18 protein-coding genes are annotated in these 17,402 nt (G+C 34.1%); 9 read left to right on the plus strand and 9 right to left on the minus strand.

Annotated elements, in window-relative coordinates:
* The first annotated feature begins 192 nt into the window (after positions 1-192).
* Both FJV36_RS13015 and FJV36_RS13020 read left to right on the plus strand, forming a co-directional pair.
* Positions 193-1,104: a TIGR01777 family oxidoreductase gene (locus FJV36_RS13015; RefSeq protein ID WP_158729248.1), complete on the plus strand. Its 912-nt coding sequence runs from the start codon at positions 193-195 to the stop codon at positions 1,102-1,104.
* Positions 1,101-1,559 (plus strand): SRPBCC family protein, encoded by a 459-nt coding sequence (locus tag FJV36_RS13020; RefSeq protein WP_158729247.1) that lies wholly within the window; start codon positions 1,101-1,103, stop codon positions 1,557-1,559. The genes FJV36_RS13015 and FJV36_RS13020 overlap by 4 nt, the downstream gene beginning before the upstream one ends.
* Here the strand turns inward: FJV36_RS13020 and FJV36_RS13025 are convergent.
* Complete coding sequence (locus FJV36_RS13025) at positions 1,536-2,351, minus strand: hypothetical protein (protein WP_158729246.1); 816 nt, start codon at positions 2,349-2,351, stop codon at positions 1,536-1,538. The two genes, FJV36_RS13020 and FJV36_RS13025, sit on opposite strands and share 24 nt — an antisense overlap.
* A gap of 145 nt (positions 2,352-2,496) precedes the next feature.
* Here FJV36_RS13025 and gcvP point away from each other — a divergent pair, with 145 nt between their 5' ends.
* The 6 genes from gcvP (at position 2,497) to FJV36_RS13055 (ending at position 10,105) form a co-directional block, all read left to right on the plus strand.
* Positions 2,497-5,346, plus strand: coding sequence for an aminomethyl-transferring glycine dehydrogenase (gcvP, locus tag FJV36_RS13030; RefSeq protein ID WP_158729245.1), 2,850 nt, complete (start codon positions 2,497-2,499; stop codon positions 5,344-5,346).
* 295 nt (positions 5,347-5,641) lie between these two features.
* A complete protein-coding gene (locus FJV36_RS13035) occupies positions 5,642-6,700 on the plus strand; it encodes a 3-oxoacyl-ACP synthase III family protein (protein ID WP_158729244.1) in 1,059 nt (352 codons plus the stop codon).
* Between the two features lie 415 nt (positions 6,701-7,115).
* Complete coding sequence (locus FJV36_RS13040) at positions 7,116-7,643, plus strand: methyltransferase (RefSeq protein WP_158729243.1); 528 nt, start codon at positions 7,116-7,118, stop codon at positions 7,641-7,643.
* Positions 7,644-7,669: 26 nt separating this feature from the next.
* Positions 7,670-8,518 (plus strand): glycosyltransferase family 2 protein, encoded by an 849-nt coding sequence (locus FJV36_RS13045; protein WP_158729242.1) that lies wholly within the window; start codon positions 7,670-7,672, stop codon positions 8,516-8,518.
* A gap of 79 nt (positions 8,519-8,597) precedes the next feature.
* Entirely contained in the window at positions 8,598-9,347 is a 750-nt protein-coding gene (locus tag FJV36_RS13050; protein WP_158729241.1) for an ABC transporter permease, read from the plus strand.
* Positions 9,344-10,105 carry an ABC transporter ATP-binding protein gene (locus tag FJV36_RS13055; RefSeq protein WP_158729240.1) on the plus strand — a complete coding sequence of 254 codons (762 nt, stop codon included), beginning with the start codon at positions 9,344-9,346 and terminating at the stop codon, positions 10,103-10,105. Before FJV36_RS13050 ends, FJV36_RS13055 begins: the two co-directional genes overlap by 4 nt.
* 4 nt (positions 10,106-10,109) lie before the next feature.
* Here FJV36_RS13055 and FJV36_RS13060 read toward each other — a convergent pair whose 3' ends face one another.
* Together FJV36_RS13060 and FJV36_RS13065 are read right to left on the minus strand one after the other, a co-directional pair.
* The gene (locus FJV36_RS13060) at positions 10,110-10,709 is read right to left on the minus strand and encodes a SprT-like domain-containing protein (protein WP_158729239.1); all 600 of its coding nucleotides are present in this window, start codon (positions 10,707-10,709) and stop codon (positions 10,110-10,112) included.
* Positions 10,710-10,721: 12 nt separating this feature from the next.
* Positions 10,722-11,399, minus strand: a complete 678-nt coding sequence (locus FJV36_RS13065; RefSeq protein ID WP_158729238.1) for an SDR family oxidoreductase — start codon at positions 11,397-11,399, stop codon at positions 10,722-10,724.
* A 129-nt stretch (positions 11,400-11,528) separates the two neighbouring features.
* On the opposite strand from FJV36_RS13065, the gene FJV36_RS13070 reads away from it, so the two are divergent.
* The gene (locus tag FJV36_RS13070) at positions 11,529-12,098 is read left to right on the plus strand and encodes a GNAT family acetyltransferase (RefSeq protein WP_158729237.1); all 570 of its coding nucleotides are present in this window, start codon (positions 11,529-11,531) and stop codon (positions 12,096-12,098) included.
* On the opposite strand, the gene FJV36_RS13075 is transcribed toward FJV36_RS13070, so the two are convergent.
* The 6 genes from FJV36_RS13075 to FJV36_RS13100 form a co-directional block, all read right to left on the minus strand.
* The gene (locus FJV36_RS13075; protein ID WP_158729236.1) at positions 12,099-13,079 is read right to left on the minus strand and encodes a M28 family peptidase; all 981 of its coding nucleotides are present in this window, start codon (positions 13,077-13,079) and stop codon (positions 12,099-12,101) included.
* A 38-nt stretch (positions 13,080-13,117) separates the two neighbouring features.
* Positions 13,118-13,771, minus strand: a complete 654-nt coding sequence (locus FJV36_RS13080) for a hypothetical protein (protein ID WP_158729235.1) — start codon at positions 13,769-13,771, stop codon at positions 13,118-13,120.
* Positions 13,772-13,775: 4 nt separating this feature from the next.
* Positions 13,776-14,810 (minus strand): D-alanine--D-alanine ligase, encoded by a 1,035-nt coding sequence (locus tag FJV36_RS13085; protein WP_158981192.1) that lies wholly within the window; start codon positions 14,808-14,810, stop codon positions 13,776-13,778.
* Between the two features lie 10 nt (positions 14,811-14,820).
* Entirely contained in the window at positions 14,821-15,531 is a 711-nt protein-coding gene (locus FJV36_RS13090; protein ID WP_158981194.1) for an NRDE family protein, read from the minus strand.
* On the minus strand, positions 15,519-16,007 hold the full coding sequence (locus FJV36_RS13095; protein ID WP_158981196.1) for a DinB family protein: 489 nt from the start codon (positions 16,005-16,007) through the stop codon (positions 15,519-15,521). Before FJV36_RS13095 ends, FJV36_RS13090 begins: the two co-directional genes overlap by 13 nt.
* Before the next feature lie 217 nt (positions 16,008-16,224).
* Positions 16,225-17,361, minus strand: coding sequence for an acyl-CoA dehydrogenase family protein (locus FJV36_RS13100; protein ID WP_158981198.1), 1,137 nt, complete (start codon positions 17,359-17,361; stop codon positions 16,225-16,227).
* Positions 17,362-17,402 lie beyond the last annotated feature (41 nt).

The raw sequence follows: 17,402 nt of genomic DNA on the forward strand, positions 1-17,402 counted from the left end.
TCCTATATTGATTCTGAATTTAATTTTTAATGTCTCAGATTCATTAACTTTAGGTTGGTTTGGAATAACAGTTTTACTAATGTTTGTAGAACATTCACGAAGAATCAAATTATTGGAATTGCCTTTTTATTTATCAATAACTTGGGTTATTTATCGAATAATTGCCTTGGTAATCATATTAAATTTAAACTAATGAAAAAGTTAATAATTGCAGCAGGAACAGGTTTTTTAGGTCAGGTTTTAGTAACACATTTTAAAGATAAATTTGATCAAATTGTAATTCTAACTCGAGGAAAATCTACAAGTATTGATTCCATAAAATATGTGAATTGGGATGCCAAAACGCTTTCTGGTTGGGAAAATGAATTAGAAAACGCTTCCGTTTTAATAAATCTTACAGGAAAATCTGTCGATTGCAGATATACCGCAGCCAACAAAAAAGAGATTTACGATTCTAGAATTGACAGCACAAAAATATTGAATGAAGCGGTTTTAAATTGTAAAAATCCACCAAAACATTGGCTAAATTCATCAACATCCACAATTTATAGATTTTCATTAGATAAACAAATGGATGAAGTTACTGGTGAAACTGGCGACGATTTCTCGATGAACATCGCAAAAAGTTGGGAGAAAGTATTTTTTGAAACAGAAACTCCAAAAACTTTGAAAACTGCTTTACGAACTTCGATAGTTTTAGGAAAAAATGGCGGCGCTTTTGTTCCGATAAAAATGCTTGCGCAATTTGGACTTGGTGGAAAACAAGGAAAAGGAAATCAATTTATTAGTTGGATTCATGAAAAAGATTTTGCAAGAGCAATTGAATTTGTTGTCGAAAAAGAGCTAGTAGGAGTTGTAAACATTGTTTCTCCAAAACCAAGCACTAATTCTGACTTCATGACAACTCTTAGAAAAACAATTGAAATACCATTTGGCATACCAACAAATAAATTATTGCTAGAAATCGGATCTTTTTTCATCAGAACGGAAACAGAATTAGTTTTAAAAAGTCGCAATGTAATTCCGAGAAGCTTACAGGAAAATGGTTTTACATTTGAATATGAAACTTTAGAAAAAACATTTAAAAACTTAACCGAAAAATGACAACCATACAACTAACAACCAAAATAAACGCACCAATTGAAATCATTTTCGATTTATCAAGAAACATTGATGTCCATCAACAATCCACTGCAAAATCAAATGAAACCGCTATTGATGGAATAACTTCGGGTTTAATCAATTTAAACGAAACCGTAACCTGGCGTGGCAAACATTTTGGCGTTTATCTGAAACATAAAAGTTTAATATCAGCAATGGAAATTCCAACCTACTTTGTGGATGAAATGCTCGAAGGAAAGTTTAAATCTTTTAAACATCAGCATACTTTCATTCAAAAAAACGGATTTGTGATCATGGAAGATAAAATTCAATACGAAACACCATATGGTATTTTTGGAAAACTTTTTGACCTGTTATTATTAAAAAACCATTTAAGCACGTTCATTGCTGAAAGGAATTCTTTTATCAAAAAACTAGCTGAAAACCATCAAAAATAACCACCAAAATATAGGAATACTTTCTACCCAAAAAGAAGCGTAATATCTGGAACGATTCTGATTTGCGTATACTAAAAATAATACTGTCGTGATTGCCAATCCTGTTTTTAAAGCTAAAAATTCGATTCTAAAATCATTCGATAAAAATTCTAACAGTACAAATAAAAACATCAATACAACTCCTACTCTCTTTGTATGTGGCACCCCAATTTGTTGTGGAACGGTTTTTAAATGTGGGTCATCCCATTTTAAATCAACTATTTCAAAAATTAAAATCAAAACAAAAATCAGTATGTAACGTTGTATTGTAACTAAAAAAACAAAACTTGTAACTACTGTATTATTGTTAACTATGGGTAAAAAAAGCGTCACTCCTACCCAACATAAAGCCACAATATAAATTTTAATTCCAGCCCAGTTTCGGGCATTTTTCTTATTCGGAAAGAAAGGCAATGTATAGAGCAAAACGATGAATAGAAAAACAAGACCAATAATTTGTGTGAATCTTTCTAATTGAAAAAAATAATAACCCGTGGCTATCAATGATAGAAAACTGATGAATGCAATCCATTGGATCTGAGCATTAACTTTTACTATTTTATCTCTAACCAAAGCATCATATCTTACAAAATTATAGCCCACTATGGTTCCAAAAAAAGTAAAGAATGCTACACTAGTGTTATAAGAAATGTGGAACATACTGTAGGTGAGATGAACCAGCGCAAAACAAGATAATGCCACGTGAATGCTGCTATTGATGTAAAACTCAAAAATGTTTTTAAAATATCGCATTAGACAAAATTAATCAATGTGTTAATAAGAAAGGCTTTTAGTTGAAAAATTCATAGAAAATCAACTTAAAAAAGGTTATTTATAGCATATTAATATTTAATTTTACAGCCTTAAATTAAGAAACACACAACCCATTAGACATACAATGAAAACAGACGCTTTTGCTTTAAGACACATTGGACCTAGAGAGAATGATTTAACGCACATGTTAAAAACAATTGGTGCCGACTCACTAGATCAATTGATTGATGAAACCATTCCGAGTGACATCCGATTAAAAGCTGATTTGGACTTAGAACCTGCCATGACAGAGTACGAGTTTGCAAACCACATTTTTAACTTAGGAAACAAAAATAAAGTATTCAAATCATATATAGGATTAGGATACAATGCTGCTATTATTCCTGCTGTAATTCAAAGAAACATTTTTGAAAATCCAGGATGGTATACGGCATACACACCTTACCAAGCAGAGATTGCTCAAGGTCGTTTAGAAGCTATTTTAAATTTCCAAACTACAGTAATCGAACTTACGGGAATGGAAATTGCAAACGCATCTTTACTTGATGAAAGTACAGCTGCAGCCGAGGCAATGGCGCTTTTATTCGATGTTCGTTCTCGTGACCAAAAGAAAAACAATGTTAATAAATTCTTCGTATCTGAAGAAATTTTACCACAAACTCTTTCAGTATTGCAAACTCGTTCTACTCCTATTGGTGTTGAGCTTGTAGTAGGAAACCATGAAGATTTTGATTTCTCAAAAGATTTCTATGGTGCTATTTTGCAATATCCAGGTAAATTTGGTCAAGTAAATGATTATGCTGGTTTTATTGCCAAGGCAAAACTCAATGAAATTAAAGTTGCAGTTGCTGCTGATATATTGAGTTTGGTAAAACTGACTCCTCCAGGAGAAATGGGAGCCGATGTTGTACTAGGAACTACACAACGTTTCGGAATTCCATTAGGATATGGTGGTCCTCATGCCGCTTATTTCGCTACAAAAGAAGAATACAAACGCTCTATGCCAGGTAGAATCATCGGGGTAACTGTTGATACTGATGGAAATCGTGCTTTACGTATGGCTTTGCAAACGAGAGAACAACATATCAAACGTGACAAGGCAACATCAAATATTTGTACTGCTCAAGTATTATTGTCTGTAATGGCTGGAATGTATGCTGTTTACCATGGTCCAAAAGGATTGCAATACATAGCTGATAAAGTTCATGCTTCGGCAGTAACATTGGCAAACGAAATAGAAAGGTTAGGCTTGTACCAAACCAACACTTCGTTTTTTGACACTATCGTTATCAAAACTGATTCTCAAAAAATTAGAGAAATAGCAGAATCAAAAGAAGTAAATTTCTTTTATGCTGACGAAAATACTGTTTCAATTTCTTTAAACGAAACAACAAGCATTGCTGATTTGAATACCATCGTTTCTATATTTGCTGAAGCTACTGGAAAACCAGCTACAACAATTTCAGAATTAGCAACCGAAAATCAAATTCCGTCTCAATTAGAAAGAGCATCTACGTTTTTAACACATGATGTTTTCAATAAACACCATTCTGAAACGGCTTTGATGCGTTATATTAAAATGTTAGAGCGAAAAGATTTAGCATTAAACCATTCCATGATTTCACTAGGATCTTGCACCATGAAATTGAATGCAGCCTCTGAAATGTTGCCTTTAAGTATGGCACAATGGAACAACATTCACCCGTTTGCGCCATTAGATCAGGCGCAAGGATACCAAGAAATGCTTGCTAAACTAGAGCAACAACTTAATGTAGTAACTGGATTTGCAGGAACTACATTGCAACCAAATTCTGGTGCTCAAGGCGAATATGCAGGTTTAATGGTTATTCGTGCCTACCACCAATCTCGTGGTGATCACCACCGTAATATTGCTTTGATCCCATCATCTGCTCACGGAACCAACCCGGCTTCTGCAGCTATGGCGGGAATGAAAGTAGTGGTTACTAAAACTCTTGAAAACGGAAACATTGACATTGATGATTTACGTGAAAAAGCAATTCTTCATAAAGATAATCTGTCTTGCTTGATGGTTACTTATCCTTCAACGCATGGTGTTTTTGAAAGTGCTATTAAAGAAATTACCCAATTGATTCACGATAATGGTGGACAAGTATATATGGATGGTGCCAATATGAATGCACAAGTAGGATTGACAAATCCTGCAACCATTGGTGCTGATGTTTGTCACTTAAATTTACACAAAACGTTTGCAATACCTCACGGTGGTGGTGGTCCAGGTGTAGGCCCTATTTGCGTTGCACCACAATTGGTTCCATTTTTACCAACAAATCCGGTAATACCTACAGGTGGCGAAAATGCGATAACAGCAATTTCTGCTGCACCTTGGGGTTCTGCTTTGGTTTGTTTGATTTCTTACGGATACATTTGCATGCTAGGTGCTGAAGGTTTGAAAAAATCTACTGAGTACGCTATTTTAAATGCAAACTACATCAAAGAAAAGCTAAACGGTCATTTTGATACCCTTTATTCTGGAGAAATGGGTCGCGCTGCACACGAAATGATTTTAGAGTGTCGTCCGTTTAAAGAAAAAGGAATTGAAGTAACTGATATTGCAAAACGTTTGATGGATTATGGTTTCCATGCTCCTACCGTTTCATTCCCAGTTGCAGGAACACTTATGATTGAACCTACTGAAAGTGAAAACTTAGAGGAACTGGATCGTTTTTGTGATGCTATGATTTCTATTCGTAAAGAAATTGAAGTAGCAACATTGGAGAATCCAAACAACGTATTGAAAAATGCACCGCACACCTTGACAATGGTAACTTCTGACACTTGGATTTATCCTTATACACGTGAGCAAGCTGCATTCCCATTAGAGTATATTGCTGATAATAAATTTTGGCCAACTGTACGTCGTGCGGATGAAGCTTACGGAGATAGAAACCTAGTATGCTCTTGCGCTCCAATTGAAGCGTATATGGAAAGTTAGTTTTTTAAAAAATCATATATTGCAATGCCTCGAATTATTTCGAGGCATTTTTTTTACCACTACTTTTCAAAATCACTCTTTGAAACAAAACAAGTATAGGCAATCAAAAAAGAGTTGCATGAACACACTTATTTAGCAAATAATTATCACAACGGTTTTCTTGATATCCAATTGAATTATCATTTTTTTTGCCAATTATCTACTATTTCATAATTATATGCACGCATAGTAAATTTTGTGACTATTCTAAATTATTATTGTTTAAATTAGCGTCAAATTTTGGAAAATTAACACAATGAAAATAAAAATAGCTGGAATAGGAAGCTATATTCCTGAGAAAAAAGTAAGCAATACTGACTTTGGCGAACATGTATTTTTGAATGAAGATGGAACTCCTTTTGGCTATCCTAACCAAGTTGTTATTAAAAAATTTAAAGGTATTACCGGAATTGAACACAGACGATATGCCGAAGATCATCTCAATTCATCAGACTTAGCCTTTTTTGCCTGCGAAAAAGCAATAGCAAACGCATCAATTGATCCAGAAACTATTGATTATATCATTTTTGCACACAACTTTGGTGATGTAAAATATGGCACAAACCAATCGGATATGCTACCTAGCTTAGCCACACGTGTTAAAAATAAACTGCAAATAAAGAATCCAAAATGTGTTGCTTACGACATCCTTTTTGGATGCCCAGGCTGGATTGAAGGCGTTTTACAAGCAAATGCATTCATCAAATCTGGAATGGCAAAACGATGTTTAGTAGTAGGTTCCGAAACACTTTCTAGAGTTGTAGACGTACATGATAGAGACTCCATGATCTATTCAGACGGAGCTGGTGCTGCCATTATCGAAGCTTCGGATGATGAAACTGGAATGTTAGCCTATGAAAGTGCCACCTACTCCATAGACGAGTCACACTATTTATTTTTTGGCAAATCATACAATATTGATTTAGATCCAGATACACGCTATATCAAAATGTACGGTCGCAAAATCTATGAATTTGCGTTAAACAATGTTCCCATAGCTATGAAAACCTGCCTTGAGACCAGTGGAATAGACATTGACGACGTGAAAAAAATCTTGATTCACCAAGCCAACGAAAAAATGGACGAAGCCATTATTCAACGCTTCTATAAATTATTTGACAAAACAGTACCTAAGGACATCATGCCAATGAGCATCCATGAATTAGGAAACAGCAGCGTAGCAACCGTACCTACTCTTTTTGACTTGCTAATTCGCGGTCAAATAGAAAATCAATCCATTCAAAAAGGTGACATCCTTCTCTTTGCCTCTGTAGGCGCAGGAATGAACATCAACGCTTTCGTATACCGCTACTAGTATTTATTAGTCCCCAGTCCTAAGTCCCTAGTATATTTTTTTTTATCAAAGATTATCTACTAGGGACCAAGTACTAAAAACTAGGGACTAAAAAACTAAGGACTAGGGACTATAGACTATAGACTAAGGACTAAGGACTAAAAACTAAGGACTAAAAACTAAAGACTAAGGACTAGGAACTAAAAACTAGGGACTAAAAAACAAGAAGCTAATCCGGCTGTCCACTGCAATTCCTCCTTATAAAACTTGTTTTTCTAAGGGGCAATAAAGCTTCTGTTAGTCGCTTTTTGCCCCTTGAAAAACTACATTTTATACGTGCGGGATTTTCGTTGCCATCCGGGCTAAAAAACAGTGCCCAAAACACATTTATTACTATATTTGTACCTGCGTGCCACAGTGGCAAAATCAAAAAAACATGTACGAAAAAACATTTCCTAATAAAAGATTCAAACATACCTTAGAATTTTTAAAACAACACGTTACCACCTCAGAAACCATCTTTGATTTAGGAGTACCTAATCCGTTTTCTAAAATCATGGAAGAAAATGGATACCAAGTAAAAAACACCAAAGGAGAAGATTTAGATAACGACCAAACGGCATTGCAAACCGAAACTTATTCTGTTTTTACTGCCTTCGAAATATTCGAGCATTTATTAAATCCATATACTGTTCTAGAAAATGTAAACTGCAACAAATTAATCATTTCTATTCCGTTACGTCTTTGGTTTTCACCAGCGTACCGCAGCAAAACCGATATGTGGGACAGGCATTACCATGAGTTTGAAGATTGGCAATTAGATTGGTTATTAGAAAAAACCGGTTGGAAAATCACCGCTCGAGAAAAATTCACACATCCAGTAAAAAAAATTGGTTTTAGACCTTTATTACGCTATTTCACCCCGAGATATTATATGGTTTGCGCTGTTAGAGAAAATAAATAATTGAATAAAGAAAACAGATTTTTCTAATGAGATATTATATCGTAATTCCATCACATAACGAAGAAGCATTGATTTCTTTGACACTTCAATCCTTAGTGGAGCAAACTGTTTTACCAGCTAAAATTGTGGTGGTAAATGATAATTCTACTGATAATACAGCTGCTGTTGTCAATTCATTTATCAGTAAACATCCTTTTATTTCATTGGTTAACAAAACTTCAGATGCTGTTCATTTACCCGGAAGTAAAGTGATTCAAGCCTTTCAAACAGGATTTAATACTTTAGATGAAAACTATGATTTAATTGTAAAAATCGATGCCGACCTAATATTTCCTGCTAATTATTTCGAAACCATTATAAAACATTTCCAGACCGATGAAAGAATTGGAATGGCAGGTGGATTTTGCTACATCGAAAAAAACGGTGAATGGATACTTGAAAACTTAACAGACAAAGATCATATTCGTGGCGCATTAAAAGCCTATAGAAAAGAAACCTTTCAACAAATTGGCGGACTAAAACCAGCCATGGGTTGGGATACAGTGGACGAATTGTTATGCAAATTTTACAACTGGAAAGTTGTAACTAATGCAAGTTTACATGTTAAACATTTAAAACCAACTGGAGCTAACTACAATCAAAAAGCACGTTACAAGCAAGGCGAAGCTTTTTATACACTTGGTTATGGGTTTGTCATCACAGCGATTGCTTCGATAAAACTAGCGATGATGAAAAAAAAACCACTTCTTTTTGTAGACTACATGTCGGGTTTTTGGAAAGCAAAAAAATCAAAAACACCTTTATTAGTTACTGCTGAACAAGCAAAATTCATACGCAGTTACCGATTGAAAAAAATGAAAGAAAAACTGTTTTAATTTTTACAGCAGGAAACTATTAATTCACTTGACACGCAAAATGCTTACAATTTTGTAATTTAGCCCATATTCATAAACTATGATGCTCATTCGATATATAACGCAAATAGGAAGATACTTCCTGATGCTTAAAGAAATTTTCAACAAACAGACGAAATGGTCTGTAATGAAAAAATTGATTTTTAAAGAAATTGATGATTTAATCATTGACTCACTTGGAATTGTTGCTTTTATTTCCTTTTTCGTGGGAGGTGTAGTGGCTATTCAAACTGCATTGAACCTTACAAACCCACTAATTCCAAAATACCTTATTGGCTTTGCCACAAGACAATCTGTGATCCTTGAGTTTGCTCCTACCTTCATATCTGTTATTATGGCTGGAAAAATGGGTTCCTTTATTACATCAAGTATAGGAACGATGCGTGTTACAGAACAAATTGATGCGCTAGAGGTAATGGGTGTAAACTCCTTAAATTACCTTGTTTTTCCAAAAATTATAGCCTTATTACTCTACCCTTTTGTCATAGGAATTGCTATGTTTTTAGGTATTTTAGGGGGTTGGATGGCTGGTGTTTACGGCGGATTTATATCTAGTGACGAATTTATAAACGGGACTCAAATGGAATTCATTCCGTTTCACATTACGTACGCTTTTATAAAAACTTTAATTTTCGCTATGTTACTTGCTACAATTCCCTCTTTTCATGGCTATTATATGAAAGGCGGAGCGCTCGAAGTAGGAAAAGCAAGTACAGTGTCATTTGTATGGACATCTGTTTGTATCATACTTATCAATTATATATTAACACAATTGTTACTAGGGTCATGATAGAAGTAAAAAACGTAGAAAAATCATTTAACGGAAATAAAATTCTAAAAGGGATCTCGACTGTTTTTGAAACAGGAAAGACCAACCTTATCATAGGACAAAGTGGATCTGGAAAAACTGTTTTACTCAAAAGTCTTTTAGGAATTCATACACCCGAGACAGGACAAATTTGTTTTGATGGTCGTGTGTACTCTGAACTTGAAGCTGATGAAAAAAGAGAATTGCGTACCGAAATTGGAATGGTTTTTCAAGGAAGTGCCCTTTTTGATTCTATGACCGTAGCCGAAAATGTAGCATTCCCTTTGAGAATGTTTACCAAAGACAATACTGCAAAAATTAAGGAACGTGTTGATTTTGTTTTAGACAGAGTTGCATTGGTTAAAGCTCATAACAAACTGCCATCTGAAATATCTGGTGGAATGCAAAAACGTGTCGCCATAGCTCGTGCTATTGTAAACAATCCTAAATACTTATTTTGTGACGAACCTAATTCAGGATTAGACCCAAATACAGCAATTTTGATTGACAACCTAATCAAAGAAATCACCGAAGAGTACAACATCACAACTGTAATAAATACTCATGACATGAATTCAGTTATGGAAATTGGTGAGAAAATTTTGTTCTTAAAAGATGGTTTAAAAGCTTGGGAAGGTACCAAAGAAGAAATTTTCAGAACTGATAATGAAGCTGTAGTTGCTTTTGTATACTCCTCAAACTTGTTCAAAAAAGTGAGAGAAGCCTACTTGAAGGAATAAATAATTAGGATTGTAAAACTTCCACCTCAGCATTTGGATTAAAAAGATAGAGTTTACCAGAACTTATTTCGAGACATTCAAAACGCTTTGTTCTTACTGCTATTTTCTTGAAAATTTTTCCATTTTTGATTCGGAAAACACTTCCATACGGAATTTCAAAAACATAATTTTTATCGTTTTGATTGTCGTACTGTTTCAAGGCTAATGCCAAAGTAGTATCGGTATCGCTAGTGGCACTTGGATTTCTAAAATGTCTTGCTAGCAAGGGTAATAGATGATTGGGATAAATTTCTGGCCGAATATAAGGCACCATCAATTGCTGAAAAGTATGTTTCCATTCTTGACCATGCGGTTTAATATTGCGACCATATTTCTCAAAAGCTACAAGATGAGCAATTTCGTGAATAAGAGTCATAAGGAACCTATATTTATTTAAACTCCCATTAACTGTTATTTCATGTTTACCACTTAGCCCTTTCCTGTAATCGCCATGACGTGTAGCTCGTTCATTCACAATTTTCAAATGAACACCATGTGTCACAATCAATTCAAATGCAGGTTTAACGGCATGATCAGGCAGAAATTTAGCAAGCGTTTCTATCAAAATAATTCTGAATTATGGATTTGTAGAAGAAACTTGCAGTACTTTACCGTTAAAATACTTATTGCCATTTAAAGTGAAATCAAAAATATAATTTGCCATTTCATTTGCTTGAATAGGCGCTTGATATCCTGGAAAAGCTTCTTCCAGCATTTCAGTCTGAACAGAACCAAGCGCAAGAACATTAAATGATATTCCTTGCTCTTTATACTCCTCAGCTAATAATTCAGACAAAGTGATAACAGCTCCTTTACTCGAACTATATGCGGCTAAGCCAGCAAATTTTAAGCTTCCTTGAATGCCTCCCATAGAACTTATGGTTACAACATGACTCCCTTTTTGTAAGTAGGGCAAACAAATGCGAGTTAAATTAGCAACTCCAAAAACATTGACTTTATAAATATTTTCAAAATCTTCTTGAGTAGTTTCAATAAAAGGCTTCAATAATAAACTTCCTGCGTTATGGATAACGGCATCAACTTGTTTCCAAGACTTGGCAAGAAACTCATTTACTTTATTCAACTCCAATTCATTTGATAAATCTACCGAAAGACAGCTAATGTTTTCATTACCTAATAAAATTTGCGGAATGTTTCTAGAAATGGCCAATACGTGATGACCCGCTTTCGCAAACTGCAATGCCAATTCAAACCCAATGCCTCTACTAGTTCCAGTAATAATGATATTTTTCATAGGACAAAAATAAACAAAAACAGCAAAAAAGTACTGCTTTACCCCGAGATTATTGTCACAATAAAAATTAAAATTCGTATTATTACGTGTAGTTTTAAATCAAAACATGAACCTTTGAATTCTAAAAATATGACACAGAATCTATCCTATGAAATAGCCCAAATAAGTGATGTTGACGGAGTGCTGGCCTTACAAGAATTATACCTCGTTGCAAACCTAACTGAAACTGAAAAAGCTAATGGATTTGTTACGACTCCTTTTACAGTTTCACAATTGAATGAAGTTATTGAAAAACAAGAACTATTTATTGCTAAAGACCGTGGCGAAATTATTGGGTACATTTTTGCCGGAAGTTGGGATTTTTTCAAACAATGGCCCATTTTCGAATACATGAGTTCACTACTTCCGGAATTACACTTTTTAGATTATACTTTTACACTAACAAATAGTTTTCAATACGGCCCCATTTGCATCCATAAAGAATATCGCGGAAGTGGATTAATAACACCACTTTTTGAATTCATGAGAACACACATGATTGAAAAATATCCGCTAGCTTTGACTTTTATAAACAAAATAAACATCCCATCTACAAAAGCACATACGCAAAAACTGAATTGGTCAATCATTAGCGAATTTCAATTCAACAATAATGACTATTACATTCTTGCGTATGATATGAATCAAGCCCTTACGTAACTATTTGAGCATGATGATTTCGTGAGAAGTAGTATTTGCCATTTGTGTCACAGCAGGTAATAATTCTTGAATAAACGAGGTCATGTGAGGAACATCCATTGCTTTGAAATCATCAGAAACGTGGTGATAGAATTCAAAATTTTCGAAATCAAATGTACTTACGGATTGACATGGAACTTTAAAAACATCATAAAAAGAAAAATTATCAGATCTGTAAAACAATTGGTACTCGGCTTCTTTTGGTAAAAAACCAATGGTTTGTTTTCCAGTATACTCATTTATTTTAGCCGCCATGTTAGACTTATCAAAACCAGTAATGTAGGCTAGATAATCTCTTTTCATAGGAACCCCAATCATTTCGATATTAAATTGAGTGTACAAGTTGAAATTTTGTGCTTTTAGTTTTTTAGCCAAATGCTTAGATCCTAACAACCCCTTTTCCTCTCCCGCAAAAAAGACAAACAGAATACTACGCTTGTTGTTTTTTGTTATGCTAAAGTATTTCGCCATTTCAGCAACTGCAGTGGTACCTGAAGCATCATCATTGGCACCGTTGTTAATAAAATCACCGTTAACACCTTTTTTTGTAATACCAATGTGGTCGTAATGCGCACTAAGAAGTATAAATTCATTTTTCAAAACAGGATCACTACCTTCAAGATATCCTACAACATTAAATGCAGTTTCTTTAAAAGTAGATAAGGTATCTCTATACGATTTATAGTAAGGCTTAACATTATTAGCCTTAAAAAATTGTTCTAAATAATCTGCAGCTTTCACTATGCCGGGTTGCCCTGTTTCTCGCCCCTCTAATTCATCTGAGGATAAAAATTGTAAAGTAGCAGCTACTTCTTTTTCATTTACTTGATAAACCGCTTCGATACTTTTATGCGGCAAAGTCCCGTTAGTTTGAGCAAAGACTGCTGCAGTTGAAAAGCATAAAAGAAAAATTTTAGGAAGCGATATGAAAATATTTTTCATAGATATTATTGTTTAGTTATTAGCGAAATTTAAAAATTTTATGATGGCATTTTTTTTGAGAAATACTTTTTGTAGACTTTTGCAATTTGAAAAAGAGCTAAAACAACAAAAAACAACGGAAAAAGTACTGGTACTACAAACGTTGAAAAACTTGTTGTGCGTTGCGCCAAAAGACTTAAAAGCAGTATCAAAGTAAGCATTCCTGCAAATGTCCCAGCCAAAGTTCCTGCAATATAATACAGTTTGAATCTTTTTGCAACCAAAATATAATTCCCATTCATTAAATAGAGATTCCATCCTGTCCAAAATGGAACTTGAACAAAATTTATGGCACTCAACCCGAAACCAATTAAAAAAGGAGAAAAAGCAGCATATTTTTCTAGAACTGAAGGGCTATTTAACGATGTATTCCCGCCAAAATAAAAAGTACAGGCCAGAATTAAGAGAAACAAAATGGCGAAAAAATCAATAACCTTCATTAATTTCTTATTGGAAACAAGTTGTTTTGCAAAAAGTAATGTAAAATAAATAACAAACATTTCTACCACTAGAACGCCAAACAAAAATAAAACCAGACTACTTATTCCAAGTTTCGAATAGATTTCAAAACCAATCAAATTTAGATAACCTAATGGAATCGAACCAATAAAGCTGACCAAAAAACCAACAAAAATATTTTTTATGGCTCTCATGGAATCAGAAATTTATAATTTTTTTACTTTGTTCTAAGTGCATTCTATACTCCTTCATGCCCTCTTTATGTTCTAAATAAGGAACGCCATTTTTATGATTTGCCACACTTATTTCATACATATACGTAATGTGACGCGCTAATTCTTTCCAAGCAAAAAATAGTGAATGTTTCGGGTCATAAATATGAGTTGGCTCACTCCCAGCTCCATTTAATTCCACCACAGCAAAATTAATTCCTAGTTCTAATTCTTCGATGGAATTGTACATGATATCCAGTCTGCCAAAATAAAAACCTGGGATTTGCAAGCACATTTCGTTAATCGTTTTAGTCAATTCTGGAGTTATCCAATGACTACCATCTAAAAATTTTGCACCTCGAGCATGATTGCCGTAGGGTACTAAATTCAACTTCTCGCCTTTTGGTAAGATTTCGAATAATTTTTTACCATACTCTTTTTTCAAGACATTCAATTGGAGTTCATATCGCGGATTCTCCTTGATTAACTCTTGAACTGTTGAAAAACCATCTGCAGTAATAATCAAGAACTCTTTAGATACTATTCCAGTAATTCTTCCTGATTTTTCATTAGGATAGCGCACATAAAAAATACCTACCTCATTTGAAAAAGGTATTAAATCTTGAACCAAGTAATTGAAATTTGCTTTTTCAGCATATTCTTTTAAATCCTGAACCGTGTTAATTTTTTTGACTCCAGATCCTCGCAGTCCAATATCTGGTTTTGCAATAAACGGATACTTAATTGCTGAACTTTCAACCGTTTTTATAACATTTTCTACCCCTGTTCCTTCTTTTATTAATTCCGTTTTTGGATAATACTGTTGCGGTATCAAATCATAAATTTCTTTCTTAGACTCCATCATAAACCCACCGTTTTTTATAGTTGGATTAGAAGCATTAAAGAAAAAAATAGATTTTACCTTGATCGAATAGTAAGACCACAAAAAATAAATAGGAATATAAACAATCTGGAAAGGCCAATATTCCCAATGGGTAATTTTATGAAAAAATAATTTCAAAATGTGGTATTTAGATGGTGATAAATGAGGTTGAAAAATCGAGTTGCTCTACCAAATCATAATGTAAGATACTAACTTTATTTTGATGTACTACAGCTTGAGTAATACTTAAGGTTTTCATCTCGTTATTTCGATTGATTACTAAACCGTTTTCCTCATTTCCTTCCTGCGTATGCCTATGAAAATCATATAGTTTTTCTTTTGAAACAACATCGGTTTCACTCATAAAGGTATGAAACCAAGCCGACCGTTGTTCCCTCACCAAAGCTGGATACAAAGTAGATGAAGACCAAATGTGATTTTTATTGGTATCTAAAACTAAAGTTTGCTTATTATGTCCATCCCAACGCAATTGAAAAAGCTCCTGATCTTGAAATAACACTAACGTGAATGGCTCTATCGACTCCAAATCAATTCCAACCCAAAAATCTTTTGGCGACGCGCTACTCATCACTTCTAAAACAATCAGGCCACGGCTTTTTCGATATGGTAATTGGACTTCATGTTTTTCTGCAGCACCATTTAGCAAAACCAAAATAGTTCCATCAGCTTTGGTCACAAACCAAGTTCCTCCTGCTTTCGGGTCTTTTGGGAAAATAAGATTTTGTCCGTTTACTGTATAACTTTTTGGAGGAATGGCACTAGGTCTTATTGTTTTCTCGTCCCGGTTCGAAGTAATGATAACACTATCGTTCGTTGCTACAAAACTTACTGTACACATTGATTTCTATATTCTATGGTTGATCTTGCAACACCAAAATTTGGATCAATCGTAACGGTTTCACATTGTAATATTGCAACTTTTATAAGTGCCTGGTGGTGAATACAGTGTTCTAAATTATATAACAATTCTCTATTATAGTTGCTTTCGATTCGGATTTCTTCGCCGTCAATAATTTGCAATAAGGTTATGTTTTTATTTTCCTTCTCCAAATTTTTCTGAACAGCCCTAATATTTTCTATTGCAAAAGTAGTATCCGTTTGAATAAGGGTGTTACGCTCTCTTTTATCATAGTTTACAACTCCTAAATTATATTGATTTTCAAGACATTGAAACATTTCAATAATATGTCTCGTATGTTCGCCAATAGTAGCATCGCTTAATTCTGTACAAGAATTCGAATATTCTTTTTGTGACAATTGACCTAGCAAATCTATCAGTTCGTTTAAACTATAATGTATCGAAGTTATTAGCATAAAATTGTATTAATTGGGCGTTACATCGGTTTTAAAAAAGAAATCTAAAATCACAACACAACAAAGAAAGGCAATTAGTATCAAATTAAAAAGAGTCCCAAAATCATTTCGATACAATAAAAATCTAAAAAAAACTTAAAAATATAACTGATACCATAAAAAAACCCTTTTTAACATCTGTAAAAAGGTTTTTTTTTTAAAATATTTAATTCCAGGATTAAACTAATCCTCTTGAAATCACGATTCGTTGGATCTCTGAAGTTCCTTCATATATTTGTGTAATCTTAGAATCACGCATCATACGTTCTACATGATATTCAGCAACGTAACCATTTCCTCCGTGAATTTGAACTGCTTCATTAGCAACTTCAAGAGCAATTTCCGAAGCATATAATTTTGCCATTGCTCCAGAGTGCGCAATATCTTTACCTTCATCTTTTTCACAAGCAGCTTTCATTACTAATAATTTAGCAGCAGTAACTTTTACATACATATCCGCTAATTTAAAGGCAATCGCTTGATGATTAAAAATTTCTTTACCAAAGGCTTTTCTTTCTTTTGAATATTTTAATGCTATTTCATAAGCTCCAGTAGCGATACCTAGCGCTTGAGATGCAATACCTATTCTACCTCCGTTTAACACGTTCATAGCAAAAGCAAACCCAAAACCATCAGCACCTATTCTATTTTCTTTAGGAACCTTAACATCTGTAAACATTAAGGAGTGCGTATCACTACCACGAATACCCATTTTCTTTTCTTTCGGTCCAATATCAAAACCAGCCCAACCTTTTTCTACAATAAAAGCATTGATCCCTTTGTGTCCTTTTTCAATATCCGTTTGTGCAATTACTAGATACGTAGAAGCAGTACCTCCATTTGTAATCCAGTTTTTAGTACCATTTAATAAGTAATGATCTCCTTTATCTATTGCTGTTGTTTTTTGAGAAGTTGCATCACTTCCTGCTTCTGGCTCAGACAAACAAAAAGCACCTATTACTTCTCCTTTGGCTAAAGGCACAAGGTATTTCATTTTTTGTTCTTCTGAACAATATTTCTCCATACCTGCACAAACTAATGAATTGTTTACAGACATAATTACAGCTGCAGACGCATCTACTTTTGCTATTTCGGTCATTGCCAATACATATGAAATGCTATCTAAACCTGACCCACCGTACTTAGGATCAACCATCATTCCCATGAAACCCAAATCGGCCATCATCTTCACTTGCTCAGTAGGAAATTTTGAATGTTCATCACGCTCAATCACTCCTGGTAATAATTCTGCAACTGCAAAATCTCTAGCAGCTTGTTGAATCATTAAATGCTCTTCGGTTAGATTAAAATCCATATTTTTATTGTAAATTAATTGTTCATAAATTTGCCTCCAAA

Source organism: Flavobacterium sp. I-STPP5a (assembly GCF_009764685.1).
Taxonomy (GTDB): Bacteria; Bacteroidota; Bacteroidia; order Flavobacteriales; family Flavobacteriaceae; genus Flavobacterium.

What these genes read in the sequence shown, in the direction of transcription:
- FJV36_RS13095 (WP_158981196.1), bottom strand. Translation starts at nt 16,007, where the DNA reads ATGCTAATAACTTCGATACATTATAGTTTAAACGAACTGATAGATTTG.
- FJV36_RS13015 (WP_158729248.1), top strand. Translation starts at nt 193, where the DNA reads ATGAAAAAGTTAATAATTGCAGCAGGAACAGGTTTTTTAGGTCAGGTT.
- gcvP (WP_158729245.1), top strand. Translation starts at nt 2,497, where the DNA reads ATGAAAACAGACGCTTTTGCTTTAAGACACATTGGACCTAGAGAGAAT.
- FJV36_RS13065 (WP_158729238.1), bottom strand. Translation starts at nt 11,399, where the DNA reads ATGAAAAATATCATTATTACTGGAACTAGTAGAGGCATTGGGTTTGAA.
- FJV36_RS13025 (WP_158729246.1), bottom strand. Translation starts at nt 2,351, where the DNA reads ATGCGATATTTTAAAAACATTTTTGAGTTTTACATCAATAGCAGCATT.
- FJV36_RS13050 (WP_158729241.1), top strand. Translation starts at nt 8,598, where the DNA reads ATGATGCTCATTCGATATATAACGCAAATAGGAAGATACTTCCTGATG.
- FJV36_RS13075 (WP_158729236.1), bottom strand. Translation starts at nt 13,079, where the DNA reads ATGAAAAATATTTTCATATCGCTTCCTAAAATTTTTCTTTTATGCTTT.
- FJV36_RS13020 (WP_158729247.1), top strand. Translation starts at nt 1,101, where the DNA reads ATGACAACCATACAACTAACAACCAAAATAAACGCACCAATTGAAATC.
- FJV36_RS13070 (WP_158729237.1), top strand. Translation starts at nt 11,529, where the DNA reads ATGACACAGAATCTATCCTATGAAATAGCCCAAATAAGTGATGTTGAC.
- FJV36_RS13045 (WP_158729242.1), top strand. Translation starts at nt 7,670, where the DNA reads ATGAGATATTATATCGTAATTCCATCACATAACGAAGAAGCATTGATT.
- FJV36_RS13100 (WP_158981198.1), bottom strand. Translation starts at nt 17,361, where the DNA reads ATGGATTTTAATCTAACCGAAGAGCATTTAATGATTCAACAAGCTGCT.
- FJV36_RS13035 (WP_158729244.1), top strand. Translation starts at nt 5,642, where the DNA reads ATGAAAATAAAAATAGCTGGAATAGGAAGCTATATTCCTGAGAAAAAA.
- FJV36_RS13080 (WP_158729235.1), bottom strand. Translation starts at nt 13,771, where the DNA reads ATGAGAGCCATAAAAAATATTTTTGTTGGTTTTTTGGTCAGCTTTATT.
- FJV36_RS13040 (WP_158729243.1), top strand. Translation starts at nt 7,116, where the DNA reads ATGTACGAAAAAACATTTCCTAATAAAAGATTCAAACATACCTTAGAA.
- FJV36_RS13055 (WP_158729240.1), top strand. Translation starts at nt 9,344, where the DNA reads ATGATAGAAGTAAAAAACGTAGAAAAATCATTTAACGGAAATAAAATT.
- FJV36_RS13090 (WP_158981194.1), bottom strand. Translation starts at nt 15,531, where the DNA reads ATGTGTACAGTAAGTTTTGTAGCAACGAACGATAGTGTTATCATTACT.